The organism is Thermomicrobiales bacterium (genome assembly GCA_023954495.1).
Classification (GTDB): Bacteria; Chloroflexota; Chloroflexia; order Thermomicrobiales; family CFX8; genus JAMLIA01.
Genome location: JAMLIA010000016.1, coordinates 39,103 through 54,895, shown reverse-complemented (window position 1 = coordinate 54,895; position 15,793 = coordinate 39,103). Strand labels below are relative to the sequence as shown.

15 protein-coding genes are annotated in these 15,793 nt (G+C 60.3%); 7 read left to right on the top strand and 8 right to left on the bottom strand.

The genetic code is table 11. The annotated features are described in order from the left end of the window. From M9890_05155 to M9890_05130, 6 genes are all read left to right on the top strand, one after another. A partial coding sequence (locus M9890_05155; protein ID MCO5176348.1) for a thiamine pyrophosphate-dependent enzyme occupies positions 1-600 on the top strand: 600 nt, incomplete at its 5' end. 3 nt (positions 601-603) lie between these two features. Then, positions 604-2,193, top strand: a complete 1,590-nt coding sequence (locus M9890_05150) for a fused MFS/spermidine synthase (protein ID MCO5176347.1) — start codon at positions 604-606, stop codon at positions 2,191-2,193. Further along, positions 2,190-3,002 carry a peptidoglycan editing factor PgeF gene (gene pgeF / locus M9890_05145; GenBank protein ID MCO5176346.1) on the top strand — a complete coding sequence of 271 codons (813 nt, stop codon included), beginning with the start codon at positions 2,190-2,192 and terminating at the stop codon, positions 3,000-3,002. Before M9890_05150 ends, pgeF begins: the two co-directional genes overlap by 4 nt. Beyond that, complete coding sequence (locus M9890_05140) at positions 2,999-3,703, top strand: YggS family pyridoxal phosphate-dependent enzyme (protein MCO5176345.1); 705 nt, start codon at positions 2,999-3,001, stop codon at positions 3,701-3,703. The genes pgeF and M9890_05140 overlap by 4 nt, the downstream gene beginning before the upstream one ends. After that, positions 3,700-4,488 (top strand): MBL fold metallo-hydrolase, encoded by a 789-nt coding sequence (locus M9890_05135; GenBank protein MCO5176344.1) that lies wholly within the window; start codon positions 3,700-3,702, stop codon positions 4,486-4,488. The genes M9890_05140 and M9890_05135 overlap by 4 nt, the downstream gene beginning before the upstream one ends. A 16-nt stretch (positions 4,489-4,504) precedes the next feature. After that, positions 4,505-4,987: a GNAT family N-acetyltransferase gene (locus M9890_05130; protein ID MCO5176343.1), complete on the top strand. Its 483-nt coding sequence runs from the start codon at positions 4,505-4,507 to the stop codon at positions 4,985-4,987. Positions 4,988-4,997: 10 nt separating this feature from the next. On the opposite strand, the gene M9890_05125 is transcribed toward M9890_05130, so the two are convergent. Both M9890_05125 and M9890_05120 read right to left on the bottom strand, forming a co-directional pair. Beyond that, the gene (locus M9890_05125) at positions 4,998-6,818 is read right to left on the bottom strand and encodes an ABC transporter ATP-binding protein/permease (GenBank protein MCO5176342.1); all 1,821 of its coding nucleotides are present in this window, start codon (positions 6,816-6,818) and stop codon (positions 4,998-5,000) included. 18 nt (positions 6,819-6,836) lie between these two features. Then, positions 6,837-8,588: an ABC transporter ATP-binding protein/permease gene (locus tag M9890_05120; protein ID MCO5176341.1), complete on the bottom strand. Its 1,752-nt coding sequence runs from the start codon at positions 8,586-8,588 to the stop codon at positions 6,837-6,839. A 238-nt stretch (positions 8,589-8,826) separates the two neighbouring features. On the opposite strand from M9890_05120, the gene M9890_05115 reads away from it, so the two are divergent. Beyond that, the gene (locus M9890_05115; GenBank protein MCO5176340.1) at positions 8,827-9,354 is read left to right on the top strand and encodes an excisionase family DNA-binding protein; all 528 of its coding nucleotides are present in this window, start codon (positions 8,827-8,829) and stop codon (positions 9,352-9,354) included. A gap of 47 nt (positions 9,355-9,401) precedes the next feature. Here M9890_05115 and alr read toward each other — a convergent pair whose 3' ends face one another. The 6 genes from alr to M9890_05085 are packed head-to-tail and all read right to left on the bottom strand — an operon-like array spanning position 9,402 to position 15,790. After that, positions 9,402-10,625 carry an alanine racemase gene (alr, locus tag M9890_05110; GenBank protein MCO5176339.1) on the bottom strand — a complete coding sequence of 408 codons (1,224 nt, stop codon included), beginning with the start codon at positions 10,623-10,625 and terminating at the stop codon, positions 9,402-9,404. Next, positions 10,618-11,112, bottom strand: coding sequence for a CBS domain-containing protein (locus M9890_05105; GenBank protein MCO5176338.1), 495 nt, complete (start codon positions 11,110-11,112; stop codon positions 10,618-10,620). The genes alr and M9890_05105 overlap by 8 nt, the downstream gene beginning before the upstream one ends. Positions 11,113-11,134: 22 nt before the next feature. Continuing rightward, positions 11,135-12,673, bottom strand: coding sequence for an NAD(P)H-hydrate dehydratase (locus tag M9890_05100; GenBank protein ID MCO5176337.1), 1,539 nt, complete (start codon positions 12,671-12,673; stop codon positions 11,135-11,137). Beyond that, positions 12,670-13,104 carry a holo-ACP synthase gene (acpS, locus tag M9890_05095; protein MCO5176336.1) on the bottom strand — a complete coding sequence of 145 codons (435 nt, stop codon included), beginning with the start codon at positions 13,102-13,104 and terminating at the stop codon, positions 12,670-12,672. Before acpS ends, M9890_05100 begins: the two co-directional genes overlap by 4 nt. After that, complete coding sequence (locus M9890_05090) at positions 13,085-14,377, bottom strand: UDP-glucose/GDP-mannose dehydrogenase family protein (GenBank protein ID MCO5176335.1); 1,293 nt, start codon at positions 14,375-14,377, stop codon at positions 13,085-13,087. The genes acpS and M9890_05090 overlap by 20 nt, the downstream gene beginning before the upstream one ends. Before the next feature lie 42 nt (positions 14,378-14,419). Next, the gene (locus tag M9890_05085) at positions 14,420-15,790 is read right to left on the bottom strand and encodes a hypothetical protein (protein ID MCO5176334.1); all 1,371 of its coding nucleotides are present in this window, start codon (positions 15,788-15,790) and stop codon (positions 14,420-14,422) included. Between the last annotated feature and the right edge of the window lie 3 nt (positions 15,791-15,793).

Sequence of the window (15,793 nt, the reverse complement as noted above, 5' to 3'; positions counted from 1 at the left end):
CGCTGGGAGACCAGCGCGGTTGCTGCCGTGCGCGATCGTCTTCAGGAGCCGACAGATGCTCGCACCGCCGGTTACGTCGAGTACCTTGATGCTCTGCGCGCCGGCATGGATCGCGACGCTGTCCTCTGCAACGACATGACGATGATGGCCTACGAGGGCGTGCGCTACTTCCCGGTGTTTGAGCCACGGACCTACACATTCCCGCGCGGCTTCGGCACGCTCGGCTCTGCGATGCCGACTGCGATCGGTGCGAAGGTTGCCCTCCCGGATGCGCAGGTCGTGTCAATGACTGGAGACGGTGGCTTCCAGTTCACCATGGAGGAGATCGGTGCAGCCGTCCATCATCGTATCCCGATCACGATGGTGATCTTCAACGACGCCACCCACACGGCAGTTAAGGCCGCGCAGAAGCGCACCTACCCAGGTCGCTATGTTGCGGTTGATCTGGTAAATCCTGATTACGTCAAGCTGGCTGACGCTTATGGTATCGAAGGCGTACGCGTGAACTCGCCTGCGGAATTGACCGAGGCGCTTGAGCGTGCGAAATCGTCGACAATGCCAGTTCTGATCGACGTTCCGATTCAGCTGGAAACGTACTAACGAGTGGTTGCAACTACCATTTCAGCGTCGCGCGGGCGATCGGCCTGGCTGAACCCGCGCGGCGTGGCACTCTCGGCCATCGTCTTCTTTGGTGGCGTTTGCAGTATCGCGGTTGAGACGAGCGCGTCGCGGCTGGTCGGCCCATACTTCGGTTCTTCGACGTTCATCTGGGCGAACCTGATCGGCCTGACACTCCTCTATCTGACGCTGGGGTATTTCATCGGCGGACGGCTCGCAGACCGCCATCCTGATCCCGAGCTGTTGTTCGCGCTCACAGCGATTGCCGGCTTCAGCGTCGCGTTCATCCCGTTGCTGTCGCGCCCGATCCTGGAGATTTCGCTCTCGGCGTTCGACAACGTGTCGGTCGGAGCGTTCTACGGATCTCTGCTCGGCACAATGCTGCTCTTTGCCGTTCCAATTACGCTGCTCGGCTGCATCTCACCGTTTGCGGTGCGGCTGCGTCTGGCCGACGTCTCAGCAGCCGGCAACACAGCAGGATCGCTCTATGCGCTATCGACGGTCGGTTCGATCATCGGCAGCTTTCTGCCGACGTTCGTGCTGATTCCCATGTTCGGGACGCGGACGAATTTCCTCATCCTGTCGCTCGCGATTCTGATTCCGTCGGTGCTGGCACTGCTTGCCATTCCCGCCGTTCGTGAGCTGTCGCTCGCTATTGCGATGCTTGTCGTTGTGGCAATGGCACCGATCTTCCAGCCATCCGGACTCATTCGGCCACCCGAGTATGGCACGGTCATCCACGAGGCGGAGACGCCGTACAACTACGTTCAGGTGATCTCCTATCGTAACGAGATCCGTCTGGCGCTCAACGAGGGCCACGCTACACACTCGATCTATTCGCCGGATCAACAACTTACCGGCGGGCCGTGGGATTACTTTATGGTCGGCCCATACTTCAACGTCGATCAGTCGCCGGAGGATGTGCAGAGTCTCTTGCTCATCGGGCTGGCTGCAGGCACGGTCGCGCAGCAGTTCACCGAGGCATACGGGCCGATCCCGATTGACGGCGTCGAGATCGACGGCGAAATCGTTGACATAGGGCGCGAGTACTTCAACATGAATGAGCCGAACCTCAATGTCATCGTTGACGACGGTCGCTACTATCTCAGTCGGAGCGGCAAGAAGTACGACGTCATCGGTATTGATGCCTATCGCCAGCCGTACATTCCATTCCATCTCACGACTAAAGAGTTCTTCGAGTCGGCGCGCGATCATCTCACGGATGATGGCGTGGTTGTGCTGAACGCCGGCCGAACATCGACCGACTTCCGTTTGGTCGATGTGATGGCATCGACAATGGCCGCTGTCTTCCCGAACGTTTACATCATTGATGTTGATCGCTTCACCAATAGTATGGTGATCGCCACGATGCAGCCGACCGACATCGAGAACTTTGCAGCGAATATCGCCGGTATCCCTGAGGATTCGTTGATTCGGCAGGTCGGGGACATCGCGCTGAACACTGGCAACATCCGCGAGTGGTCAGGCGAGGACCGCGTCTTTACCGACGATCTGGCACCTGTCGAGCTCGTGGTCGATCAAATCATTCTGCGCGCCGCGACGGAGGAGCAGTGAGCCAACCCGCAACTGCTGGTCACGTCGCATATCGATTCTCGTCGCTGAGTGATGCGCCGCTCATCCACGGTATGAGTGGACGCGTTCCGTCTGCCGGGCATCAAGGCGACGTAGGGCATGGCCGCGACACCGACAGCGAGATCATAGAGCGTAATCGCAACGCATTCCTTGCTGATGTGGGTATTGATCCAGGAGTCCTGACGCTCGGACGCCAGACGCACGGCAATAGCGTTGAAGTCGTAACGGCAAGGGACCGGGGCCGGGGACGATTTCCGAAGTTCGACGGCTTCCCCACTACCGACGCGCTCGTCACTGACGACCCAACGATTGCACTCGGCGTCATCGTGGCTGACTGTGTACCGCTCCTGCTTTTTGACCCGGTACATCACGCTGTCGGTGTCGTGCACGCAGGCTGGCGCGGCACGGTGAGTGGCATCGCAACCAGCGCAGTTGAGACGATGCAGGCTGCGTTTGGCACGCAACCGACCGACCTGCAGATCGGCATTGGCCCGTCGATCGGCCCGTGCTGCTATGAGGTAGGTTCAGAAGTTATTGATGCGTGGCGTGCGCGCTGTATTGATCGAACGGAAGCGGCAGTAGCGAACGGTGGCAGGCACCTTGATCTCTGGACGGCGAACCTGCTGAACCTGCAAGCCGCCGACGTTCATCCGTCGCAGGTGGAAATAAGTGGCGTTTGCGTTCGGTGCCGAATTGACCGATTCTTCTCCTATCGTGCTGCGCGTCAGGGTGCGGCACACGCAGGACGCATGCTCCTGGTAGCTCAGTTGGCGGAAAGGACCGGTGAATGACATCCACCGCCAGTAGCCTCGCTGCTCGAATTGTTGATGTCCAGGATCGTTTGGCACGTGCCGCCGAGCGCAGTGGACGCTCCGCAGCCGACGTGACCCTCGTAGCCGTGAGCAAGACCGTCGGTCGCTCCGAAGTTGATGATGCCTACGATCTTGGCTTGCGCCACTTCGGTGAGAATCGCGTCCAGGATGCGATGCCGAAGTTCGAGGGCGCACCGGCAGACGCGCATCTGCATCTCATTGGTAGCCTGCAGACGAACAAGGTGCGGCAGATCGTGGGGCGTGTGTACCTGCTCCACTCGGTCGACCGCCTCGGCTTGATCGAGGCACTCCAGGTGCGCTGCAGCACACATGGCGTTATCCAGCCAATCTTGTTGCAGGTGAACATCGCTGCCGAAGAGCAGAAGCACGGTTGCGCGCCGGATGAAGTTGCCGGGTTGATTGAGGCGACACTCGCATCGCCGAACCTGCGCCTTCGCGGTCTGATGACGATGGCGCCGTTGGTTGGTGATGCGGACGTGACGCGACCGGTCTTTGTTGGTCTGCGCGAGTTGCGCGACAAGCTGCAAACTGCATATCCAGAATCAGACCTGAGCGAGCTATCGATGGGCATGACAAACGACTTCGAGGTTGCGATCGAGGAGGGCGCGACGATTGTGCGCGTCGGTCGGGCTATCTTTGCGCCGGTCCAGGCTTCATGACGCGAATCGTTTCCCTCGGTTCCGGTAGTAGCGGCAATGCATTTCTGTTCGACAGCGGAACGATTGCTTTCCTGATTGATTGCGGTGTCGGATCGCGGACGGTTCAGGCCGCCATACGCGACTTCGATGTGCAGGATCGCCTGGCAGGCATCGTCGTTAGCCACGAGCACATCGACCATGTTCGCGCACTCGATTCAATCACCAAGCGCACCGGCTGCCAGATTGTGACGACGCAGGGGACGCAACGTGCAATCCGTTACGAGCGCGCATTCACCAGGCGTGCTGCCGGGGAACGCTGGCAGGATAGCGGCGTCGAGGTCGAGTTCGTTGCCGTTTCGCACGACGCCGCTGAACCGTGCGGGTTTGTCGTCGACGATGGTAATCTGCGTGCTGCGATATTTACGGATCTTGGCTACGTCAGTGAAACCGTCATTGAAGCGATGGGGAGCGCCGACGTCGTCGTCCTGGAGTCGAATTTCGATCCGCACATGTTGCGCTTCGGCCCCTACCCCGCTCGGCTCAAGCGCCGGATCGAAAGCCCGCTCGGGCACCTCAGCAACGACGATTGCGCTGCGGCGCTCGTCGCAGCGACAACGGAGCGCACGAAAGCGGTCTGGCTCGCGCATCTGTCCGACAAGAACAACACGGCGGCACTCGCGATTGCCAGCGCGCAAGAGGCGCTGGTTTTGGCAGGGCGGACGACAACCTCGGTTGGCGCACTCAGCCGAAGTGAACGAACCGATGTCTCCGCTCCGCCAGCCATCCAACTCACGCTGGGTATGTGATGATAGAGGACGGGTCATGGCTGACGTAACGTTTCGCCTCGCACATGCCGGTGATCTCGATTCGATCATTCGCCTGCTTGCCGACGATGTTCTGGGTTCCCAGCGCGAATCAGCCGAACGAGGCGGTCGCGAAGTGTACGCGACTGCATTCCAGGAAATTCTGGACGATCCCCGCAACGAACTGATTGTCGGAGTTCAAGGCGATCAAGTCGTGTCCGTGCTCCAGGTGACCTACATCCCCGGTCTCTCGCACATGGGTGCAGTGCGCGCGCAGATCGAATCGGTGCGCGTAGCATCTACTCTTCGCGGTGGCGGAGTTGGTCGTCAGATGTTCGAATGGACGATTGATCGTGCGCGACAACGTGGTGTCCGGATCGTCCAACTGACAACCGATCAACGCCGAACTGACGCGCACCGCTGGTACAGATCGCTCGGTTTCGAGGCCACGCACGTCGGCATGAAGTTGCGCCTCGATCCGCAGACTCATTCACAAGGATAGATCGTCATGCTCAGTCCGCTGCTGCATCTGCCGCGCGGAACTGCATCGTATAGAGCTTGTGGTAAGTACCGCGGCGTTCCAGCAGCTCATCGTGTGATCCAGCTTCGACGATCCGTCCGTGATCCAGCACGACAACACGCGTCGACTCGCGAATGGTTGAGAGTCGATGAGCGATGATGAACGACGTACGTCCGGCGAGCAGCGTGCGGAGCGCCGCCTGGATGACCTGCTCGGTCTCGGTGTCGACGCTCGACGTAGCTTCATCCAGCACGATGACGCGCGGATCTGCGATGAGCGCGCGCGCGAACGAGAGCAGCTGGCGCTGGCCGACTGAGAGCGTTGCGCCGCGCTCATGCACTTCGGAGTCATAGCCGCCGCTCAGCGCCATGATGAAGTCGTGAGCACCAACGGCAGTGGCGGCTGCGATCATCTCGTCGTCGGTTGCATCTGGACGCGCGAACTTGATGTTGTCGCGAATAGTGCCCGCAAAGAGGAACGTGTCCTGCGGTACGACTCCCAGCTGTGAGCGCAGAGACTGCTGGGTCACGTCGCGGACGTCGTAGCCATCAACGCGGATCGCACCGTCGCGGACATCATAGAAGCGCGTCAGCAAGTTGATCATTGACGACTTGCCTGCACCGGTCTCACCGACGAATGCAATCGACTCGCCGGGTTGAACGTCAAGCACGATGTCGTGCAGCACTTCAACTTCATCGTAGCCGAACCGAACATGGTCGAACTCGACGTGTCCTTCGATCCGCGGGAGCACGATTGCGTTTGGTGCGTCGTTGATCTCGGGCACCGCGTCCTGAATCGAGTAGATGCGCTCGCCGGCGGCTGTCGCAGCCTGCAACGTGTTGTACGCCTGCGAAAGCTGGTTGATCGGCTCGTAGAAGCGGGCAACGTAGGCAACGAACGTCACCAGCTCACCAACCGTGAAGGCAACGCCGCCAACCATCCGTCCGCCGACATAGAGGACGAGCGCGATCGTGACGTATTCAACGAATGTGACGAACGGAAAGAGGAACGCTGAGAGCCGCGCCGCGTCGAGGTTGGCGTCCAGATTCTCGTCGTTGATACCGGTGAATGTCCGCAGGTTGCGCGGTTCGCGTGTGAACGACTGAATCACACGCATACCGGCAATGTTCTCTGCCAGGAACCCGTTTACGCGTGCAATCGTGATGCGTGTCTGTCGATAGGTCAGGATCGCGCGCGAGCGCCAGAATCGCATCATCACAACCATGATCGGGAGCAATGCGAACGCGACCAGAGCCAGCTTCCAGTTGGTCACCCACATCAGGACGATGATGCCGACCAGCAGCGCCATCTGCGACAGGATGTCGACCAATCCATCAGCAAACAGTTGATCGATAACGGACACGTCATTTTGCAAACGCGACATGATCGACCCAACACCGCGCCGATCGATATAGCGAATGTCGAGTCGCTGGATGTGGCTGAACATCGACGAGCGCAGGTCGTAGACGATGCGCTGGCCGACCTGGCCCATCAGGAACATCTCGAAATAGCGCGCCACAAATCGAAGCAGGAGAACGCTTAGAAACGCGATCCCCAGCAAATTGAGCGCGTCGTTTCCATGGCGTCCAAAGAAGCTGCGGCCGGTTGTTCCTTCGATGGCGTCACGTACGATGTCGACGGACAAGCCAAACAGGAACGGGATCGCAAGCTCGAAGACGGTGACGAGCAAAATGAGAATGACGGCAATACCGGCTGGCCGAGTGTATGGGCGCACTTGCGCGACGAGACGCCGCGCAATCCGGCTATCGTAGGCTTTTCCGAGGAGATCGTCTGGATTCGCTATGTTGCGCATGTTCGTTGTCCGGACCGACTAATCCGCCGCCGTGACGAACTCCTCCTGATCTTTCAGCTGCAGCTCGTACAGTCTGGCGTAGTGGCCACCTTGCGTGATGAGGTGCTGGTGCTTCCCGCGCTCGACGATGGCACCTTCATCGAAAACTAGAATCTCGTCGGCGTCTTTCAGGCTTGATACGCGCTGCGCGATGATGAAGGTCGTGCGACCGGCCATTGCGTTATTGAGCGCCTGCTGGATCTGGAACTCAGTTTCTGTGTCGACGCTGGATGTGGCGTCGTCAAACACCAGAATTCGAGGATCGGAGCAGATCGCCCGCGCGATCGCAACGCGCTGGCGCTGGCCGCCCGAGAGCGAGACGCCGCGCTCCCCGAGCTGTGAGTCGAACCCATCCGGCATCGCCGAGATGAAGTCATACGCTTGAGCGATGCGGGCAGCCTGCTCGACTTCCTCAATCGTGGCGTTCGGATTTCCGAACGCGATGTTGTCACGAATCGTTGACGAGAACAGGAACGTCTCCTGCAACACGAAGCCGATGTTGCGGCGCAAGCTGGCAAGCTCAATGTCGCGCACATCAATGCCATCGAATGTGATCGACCCGCGTGAGATTTCGTAGAACCTTGCCAGGAGGTTCGTCACCGTACTCTTGCCGCTGCCGGTCGAGCCGATCAGGCCGATGACTGCACCGGAAGATGCTGAGAACGTCACGTCGCGAATAGCAGGCCGCGCCGTATGCGGATAGGTGAAGGAAACGTCCGCGAACGCGACATCGCCGCGCGGCGACTCCAGTGGCGCAGCGCCGTCCTTGTTGCGAATGGCTGGCCGCGTGTCGATGACCTCGAAGATGCGGTCGCCGGATGCGATGGCGCGCGCGACCGAGTTCATGATCCAGCCAAGTTGACGGAGCGGGTTCGCCAGCAACGTCAGGTAGAGATTGAAGGCGACGAAGGTACCAATTGAGAGCGACCCGTTCAGCACCTGGCGACCGCCATACCAGAGAATCAGGCCGAGCGACAGGCCGGAGAGAAACTGCATGAAGGGAAAGAAGAATGAGTAGTACCTGATCGCGTCAATCTGTCGATCATAGAGAACGTCGAGCGAGTGATCGAACTTCCTGATCTCGGAATCTTCCCGCGCGAAGACGCGGACGACCCGTGTGCCGGCGAGATTCTCCTGCATGACGCTCGACATCTCGCCAAATTCCTGCTGGATTCGCGCGAACATCGGTCGGATGTTTATGGAGAAGTAGACCGCAGTGAATGCGAGGATCGGCATAACTGCGAGCGAGATAATGCCGAGCGTGAAGTGCTCACGGAGCAGCAGGAAGCTGACGATGACGAACATCGTTACGGCGTAGATCACCATGCGGAGTGAGAACATCAGGAAGCGCCGAATCGCGTTCACGTCTTCGGTCGCACGCGACATCAGCTGCCCGGACTGCGCGACATCGAAATACTGGAACGGCAGCTTCAATAGATGCCCGTAGAGCTGATGGCGTATGTCTGTCGAGACAGTCTCGGCCATTGCCTGAAAGAGATACGAGCGGACATAGGTGAAGACCGCCTGAATCGCAACGACGCCGATGATCATGCCAGCGCCGGTGAGGATGGCTGACTGATCGCTTTTCACGATGCCCTCGTCGATGACGCGCTGCACGAGGCGCGGCACCAGCAGTTGGGCACCTGTTCCGATAAACAGCGCCAGGTACGCGAAAACGAGTCGTCCGCGATAGGGTTTCAAATACAGCAGGATACGCCAGATGACACGCACGCGCGACTCCTCGAAAGAGACATCGATGCCCCGGTCAGAAGAACTACTATAACAGGCTTCTCAAGAAGCGCACGACAGATATCTATCGATGTTTGCGCATAATTCAATCTGACTGGGTCTTTCCGCGTACAAACGATGAATTTTGCCCTGTAACCTGATTGACGAGATTACAGGAATGCAGATACAATGGGTACGTACAGGGAGGACATACACGGTACGCCGCGCGAAAGGAGCAGGCGTGGAGGGCGAACGTACTGACTATCAAGGAGTGATCGATGATGCGCTCCGGATTGTCTACAGCCACCATCATCGCTTGGTGAGCCAGCTTTTCCCCGATGCTGAGCGCCCGCTCAACATGGCGACTTTGCGAAGTGGTCCTCTGGGACAGGATCTCCTTCGCCTCGCGCAGCTTGCCCGCGGCGAGGTTCGCGAGCCAAAAGATCGTGTGCTTGAAGCGATTGATAGCGTCTTGCAGTTGCTGTTCTGGCCACCGATGGCCGAGGACTACACAGTGCCGCGGTCGTTCTGGGAGACACCGCTGGGCGGGATGCTGTCGATGGCGAAGTATCGTGCGTACGAACCATCCGAGCTGGTGTCGATCGGCGCTGCCGCACAGCGTCTGGGTGTGACCCGTCCGACCATCTATCGCTGGATGGATGAACGGCACCTCGGCTACGTTCGCGACGAGATGTCCGGGCGTACGTTTGTGGTTCAGCGCGATGTTGAGTCGTTGTTGCACGATGCTGGAGGACTCCAGCAAGGCTAGTCAATTGAATCTGAAAGCGGCCGGTAACACGTTACCGGCCGCTTTTGCTATGCGCGGGCCGATTCAGCAGCGCGAACCGTCGCGTCGCTGAGCAGGTGCTCAACCGCGACCGGCTCGCCGTTGCGAATGTAGAGGCGCGGCACTCGCGCCATCAGCCGAGTGGCGACCTCATAGTTGTTTGTCGCAGCCATCGGGCCGATGTCCTCGAACGACATGGCACCGTCGTCAGGCGACCCGACGATGATCACCTCATCGCCTTCGCTGACGCCATCGGCATCTCCGACAATCGTTTGATCCATGCAGACGCGCCCGCGAATCGGGCGACGTTGGCCGCCGATGACGAACCAACCCTGATTCGCCAACGGGCGAGGCATGCCGTCGGCGTAACCGATCGGGATCGTTGCCAGCTTCTCTTCGGTCGTCGTGCGGTAGAGGTAGTTGTATGACACGCCGCAATCGAGAGTTGCCTCGCTGACGCGGGCCACGACACTGCGAATCGACATGACCGGTCGGAATCGATCGTCGCACGGCACTTCGGGGGAAGGCGAAAGCCCATAAGTCGCCGCGCCCGAACGCACCATGTTGGTCGGGCCGGTTCGTCCGGTGATGATTCCGGCACTGTTGGAGAGATGGACCCAGCGCGGGTCGACACCTGCCGCCCGGACTGCTTCGACCGCAGAACTGAAGATCTCTATTTGCTGGCCAGTCGGCTCCGCTCCCGGCTCGTCTGCGCTGGAGAAGTGGCTGAACACACCGTCGATCTCGATCTCCGGCATCGCGCTGATCTGTGTTACGGCATCGCCGACATCGTCCGGAAGGAACCCGTAGCGACGCATGCCGATGTCGACTTTCACGTGAACGCGTGCGGTCGCGCCGACGTCAGCTGCCGTCTCCCGGATGCGCCCGACCATCGACCAGCTTCCGGCAGCCAGCGTTACACCGCGCTGGATCGCGGTTGCGAGCTCCGTCGATACCGGGGGGCCAAGCACCAGGATCGGCAGATCGATGCCGGCATCACGGAGGCGGAGCGCCTCAACGATGCGCGCGACTCCGAGCCACTCGCAGCCGACTTCTTGAGCCATGCGGCCACATTCAACGAGGCCGTGCCCATACGCGTCCGCCTTGACGACCGCCATGAATGCCGCGTCTTCCGGCGCAGCAGCACGCAAGACCGCGATGTTGTGCGCATATGCGTCGAGATCAACAATCGCGCGCGTCTCACCAACTGATTCCAGGCTCGACGCCAGCGATGAGGTCTTTGGGTCAGCCACGCCCTTCGGCGCTCCCTTCAGCGATATCAGCGGCGTCCGCAACAAGGCGGACGATGTCAGATCGGGACACGATCCCGATCACTCGACCATCTGCATCAACTACCGGCAATGGATTCACGCTCTGCTTGAACATCATGTTTGCCGCGTCGCGAATCAGGTCCTCCGCTCGAATGGTTCGGACCTCGCGGGTCATCAGATCCCCGGCCGTAGTGGCGAGCACACGGCGAAGCTCCTCGTCAGAGCGGTCCCACGGAAAGCGAAAGACCGCGTCGAGGAATGTCCCGTAGGCTGGCGGATCGACATCGATCTCGCGTGAGACGACGTCGACTTCAGTCACGAGACCAACGAGAAACCCGTTTGCAACGACGGGGATGCCGGAAATGTCGTGGTCGGTCATCAATCGCGCAACATCGGTGACGCTCGTATCCGGCGACACGGTGATGACATCGCGAGTCATGATCGTCGCAACCTGTGAATCAGTGCTCAACACCTGGACTCCCCTCCCCTCCTCATCTCCACCTTTGCCAACCTGGACTTTGGACATCCAGATATGCGCGGCCCAACTCGTTGATCACATCGCGAGCAACCACGCCTACTGTACCCTGAAGGCTCGTCGCACGCTTACCGGCCTGCGCGCCGACAAAGACGCCTGCGCGAGCTGCATCCCATGGCGACAGCCCTTGCGCAAGCAGACCGCCAATGATGCCGGCGAGCACATCGCCGGTTCCGGCCGTGGCCAATTCGGGCGTGGTGCGCTGCGCTAGCCAGACCCGCCCGTCCGGATGAGCGACCGGCGAATGGCCGGATTTGAGAATAACCACCTGCTCGAATTTCGCTGCCGCTCGACGCGCGGTCTCTGCCGGGTCGGTAAGCACCTCGCTTGTGCTGCAGTGCAGCAGGCGGCTCATCTCACCGGGGTGTGGCGTGAGCACTGCCGTCCCAGCAGTCAGACCGGCAGGCGGCGCAGGCTGCTCGGACATCCAGTTGAGCGCGTCTGCGTCGATCACTTTCAGGCGGCGACGGATGTCGTCGGGCGCTTGGTCTCCGAGTAGCGCGGTGAGCATGTCTGACGCATGGTCGCTGCGCCCTAGCCCCGGGCCAATGACCATCGCGCGCAGCATCGAGTCGCGCTCGTGCACGAAGCGGGCGATGGCCGGAATGCTGTCGTCACCGTCGCACGGGACGACGACTGCCTCCGGCACCTGGGTCGCCAGCACCGGCACGATCGGGGAAGGAATTGCGGCGGCGACCAGCCCTGCTCCGATTCGCAGGGCAGCCTCCGCCGACAGCCGCGGTGCGCCGAAATAGGTGGGTGCCCCACCGACGATCAGGACAGCACCGACGTTGCTCTTATGCGCGTTGGCTCGGCGCTCCGGGAGGAGTTCGGCAATCGATGCTCGATCCATCAGCTGTTCGCGGCCAGGGATGTCCGGCGGCAGGATGCCGATGTCAATCAGCTCAAGTTCGCCAACGAAGTTTGCAGCCGGCTCACGCGTCAGACCGACCTTGGGTAACGCCAAACACAGCGTGACATCTGCATGGAGCGTTGCGTTCGTCGCTTCGCCAGTCGTTACGTCAATTCCAGACGGCGTGTCAATGGCGATGACGCGTGCGCCGGACGCTGCCCTGGCGCGCGATACGGCGTTGCAGAGTGACGCGACGTGTGCTGGCAGAGTCGGTCGGCTGCGAAAGCCGTAGATGCCGTCGAGGATCACGTCTGCATCATTTGCCGAAGTGAAATCAACGACCTCGATAGTTGCCTGCTCGTCGGTACCCAGCGGCAAATCGCCGAATTCGTCTCGACTGACAAAGACAGCTCTGCTTCGCCATCCACGTGCGCCGAGGATGCCGAGCGCAACCAGCGTGTCGCCGCCATTGTTTCCCGGGCCGACAAGTCCGACCACAGAGCCTGCTGACACGCAGTGCGCTTCGACCCAGTCGGCAATAGCGATCGCGGCGCGGCGCATGAGTTCGGGGCCACTAATGCCCGAATCCATCGTGCGGCGCTCAGCTTCGGCCATCTCGTCGCCTGTGACCAGGACCGTCATAGCAAATCGTTGGCCTGTTTCGTCGCGATGACAATCGCCATCGCCTCGCCCCGTGAATGAGTCAGCGACACTGCGAAGTGCTGGAATCCGAGTAGATCCGCGCGCCGTTGTGCAGTCTCGTGCAGGACGAGGATTGGCTTGCCCCGCCGATTGGGCAACACCTCAATGTCGCGCCATCGAACACCGCGTACGCCAGTGCCTAGCGCCTTCATTGTCGCCTCCTTGGCCGCGAACCGTGCCGCGAGTTCCTGCACGCGCTTGCCGTAGCGTTCGCGCTCTCGCGGAGAGTAGACGCGGTTCAGGAATCGATCGCCAAAGCGTTCCAACGTGTGTGCAATGCGTTCGATCTCGATGATGTCGATGCCGACTTCAACCGGTCCGGCGGCCTCACTGTCCCAGACCGGCTGGTACTTACCTTCCGACGCCGACATAGGTCAATCCATGCGCTCTGACTTCTTCGGGTTCGTAAATGTTGCGGCCATCAAGGAGCAGCGGTGTGCGCATCATTTCGGCAACTCGTCCAAGGTTGGCCTGCTTGAATTCGTTCCACGGAGTGACAACGCACAGCGCGTCAGCGCCATCGACCACGTCATATGGGTTGTCGCAAATGTCGATGTTTGGGAGCAGCGGTCGAGCCGTCTCAGCCGCAGCAGGGTCGTACGCGCGCACTTGCCCGCCACGCTGCTCGATCATCCGGATGATGTCCACTGCCGGAGATTCGCGCATGTCGTCGGTGTTCTGCTTGAATGCCAGCCCCCAGATGCCGATCTTGCGCTCGTTCAGGTCCCCGAGGTGTGTTTGCAGCTTCTGAACGAACCGGCGGCGCTGATCGTTGTTGATCTCGATGACGGCGCGCAGCAGTTGCGGGTGCGTGTTGGCTTCTTCGGCCATATAGGCGAGCGCGCTGACGTCCTTCGGGAAACAGGAGCCGCCATATCCGATACCTGCCTCCAGGAAGAGCGAGCCGATCCGTGGGTCATGGCCCATGCCCTTCGAGACGACGGTCACGTCTGCGCCGACGCGCTCGCAAATTCGCGCGATCTCATTAATGAACGAGATCTTCGTCGCCAAGAACGCATTCGACGCATACTTGATCATCTCTGCCGACCGCAGGTCGGTAACGACTATCGGGGCGTTCAGCACGCTGTACAGGCTGGCCACCTTCTCGGCGGCTTCTTTGCGGTCCGAGCCGAGGACAACTCGCTCCGGGTGCATGACATCGTGCACAGCCGAGCCTTCTCGGAGAAACTCAGGGTTACTGACAACAGCGAATGTCGCATCACCGCTGATGTGCTCTTCAAGAATCTTCGCGACCAGGTCGCCCGAGCCGATCGGCATCGTGCTCTTGTTGACGATGACCGTGTGGCCCGTGAGGTGCTCAGCCGTCGTGGTGGCGGCCCGCCGGACGGCGCGCATATCGGCTTCGCCGTTGAATGATTGCGGTGTGTCCACGCAAATGAAGACGAACTGCGAGCTGGGCACTGCATCTGCGTACGATGTAGTAAATCGCAGCCGGCCAGCCTGAAGGTTGCGCGCGAGGATCTCCGGGAGTCCCGGTTCATAAATCGGGCACTCGCCCTGCTGCAGGAGTTCGACTTTCTCGGCATTAATGTCGATGCCGACGACGTCGTTCCCAAGGTCTGCAAACGCAGCGGCATAGACGAGTCCGACGTAGCCACTACCGATAATGCTGATCCGCGCCATGAAACGTCACTTCCTCCTGTGGGACGCAGTCAGAGGGGCGACCTACGGCGCATCTACTGCAGCCGCTGCCCCCGAATTTCGGAGCAATTCGCCTGTGGTGAGTGACACGTTTGCAATCCGTGTCTGAAAGCTCTCGCCAGAAGCGTACACCACGATCGACGTTATCTGGCTTGGTAACGGCGATAGATTGCTCAAGTCGAACGACACTCGCCGCCATTCATCGCGCTCGATCCGCGACGCCCGAAACTCATCAACCGGATGAGCTGGATCGTCGATCGCATAATAGCCGTGCGACCAGATTCGTTCTTTGCCTTCCAGGTCAATGTAGTTCATGGTCACGATCAGGGGGAACTGATTGAGGTCATTCCCGCCGCCGGCCGGTACCTGGTCGGTTATCTGGACATCCAGTTGCAGTCGCAACGACGTGACGACGCGGAGTGTCTTGCCGATGTGCTGGCGGACGCCGGCCTGCACTACTCCGCCGCCCGCCGACGATGGTCGGCTGATCTCCAGCGCGATCACGTCACCGTTGGGTGTCTTGTCCGGGACCAGCTCCACGGACGCATTCAGCGGCACGACGCCCGCGTGTTCCGGGTTTTGCTGGCGGAAGTCGATCCAACCATCCATGCCGCTTTGGAACGCACCGTTGACGATAAGCTCACGCACAGGCCGGGTGATGTCTCCAAACTCGCCCGTTGGTGAGATGACCGTTTGCTGGTCATCAGTCAGAACCAGCTCGTTTCCGGAATGCGTCACCGTCGCCGTCCGCGCAGAACCGCCGTGCGAACGCTGGTGATCGCCCGCGAGTCTCGTCAGTTGCGAGATGACTTCGAAGAGGAACGAGCCTGCTTGCTGGCGAGCTCTTTCAGATGCCATCACGACGCGCGCACCAGCTGCCTCAACGACAACCTCGCTGTACCCATACTCGGCGGCCGGCTGCATGTTGACGTAGATAGCGCCGCGCTCGGGCTCGAGCTCAATCAACTTGGTTCGCTGGATGAATCTCGACGATCGCATGCGCCGGATGGTCACGACCGAGTCTTCTGAAATCTCGAACGTCGTGCCGTCGAATGCCTCCAGTGTCACGACCGTGCCCAGTGTCGTCGAGATACTGTCCCCTTCCTCAACGCGTTCATCAGACCCAATCAACCGCCAGCCTGAATCGCCAGGCGAGCGCACCAGCGCTCCCGTCCCACTGACAAAGGTTATGTGCGCATTGCGCGGCTCGGTAGCGTGACGACTGACCCAGATGGACGCGGTAATCAGCGCGACAAGCAGAAGCAACGTCGCGAGCGATGCTGCGCCCAGCACGATCCAGGCACGCCGCATTTGAGACGCAGGAGTCCGAAGCATGATCTCGCCGTTCAGGAAACCCTCTGAGACACCGACGTGGGTTGTGTCATCTGCGGCCATGGA

Coding starts and splice junctions, on each gene's coding strand:
- M9890_05140 (MCO5176345.1), top strand. CDS start 2,999: ATGACATCCACCGCCAGTAGCCTCGCTGCTCGAATTGTTGATGTCCAG.
- M9890_05135 (MCO5176344.1), top strand. CDS start 3,700: ATGACGCGAATCGTTTCCCTCGGTTCCGGTAGTAGCGGCAATGCATTT.
- M9890_05130 (MCO5176343.1), top strand. CDS start 4,505: ATGGCTGACGTAACGTTTCGCCTCGCACATGCCGGTGATCTCGATTCG.
- M9890_05125 (MCO5176342.1), bottom strand. CDS start 6,818: ATGCGCAACATAGCGAATCCAGACGATCTCCTCGGAAAAGCCTACGAT.
- M9890_05100 (MCO5176337.1), bottom strand. CDS start 12,673: ATGACGGTCCTGGTCACAGGCGACGAGATGGCCGAAGCTGAGCGCCGC.
- acpS (MCO5176336.1), bottom strand. CDS start 13,104: ATGTCGGCGTCGGAAGGTAAGTACCAGCCGGTCTGGGACAGTGAGGCC.
- M9890_05090 (MCO5176335.1), bottom strand. CDS start 14,377: ATGGCGCGGATCAGCATTATCGGTAGTGGCTACGTCGGACTCGTCTAT.
- M9890_05085 (MCO5176334.1), bottom strand. CDS start 15,790: ATGGCCGCAGATGACACAACCCACGTCGGTGTCTCAGAGGGTTTCCTG.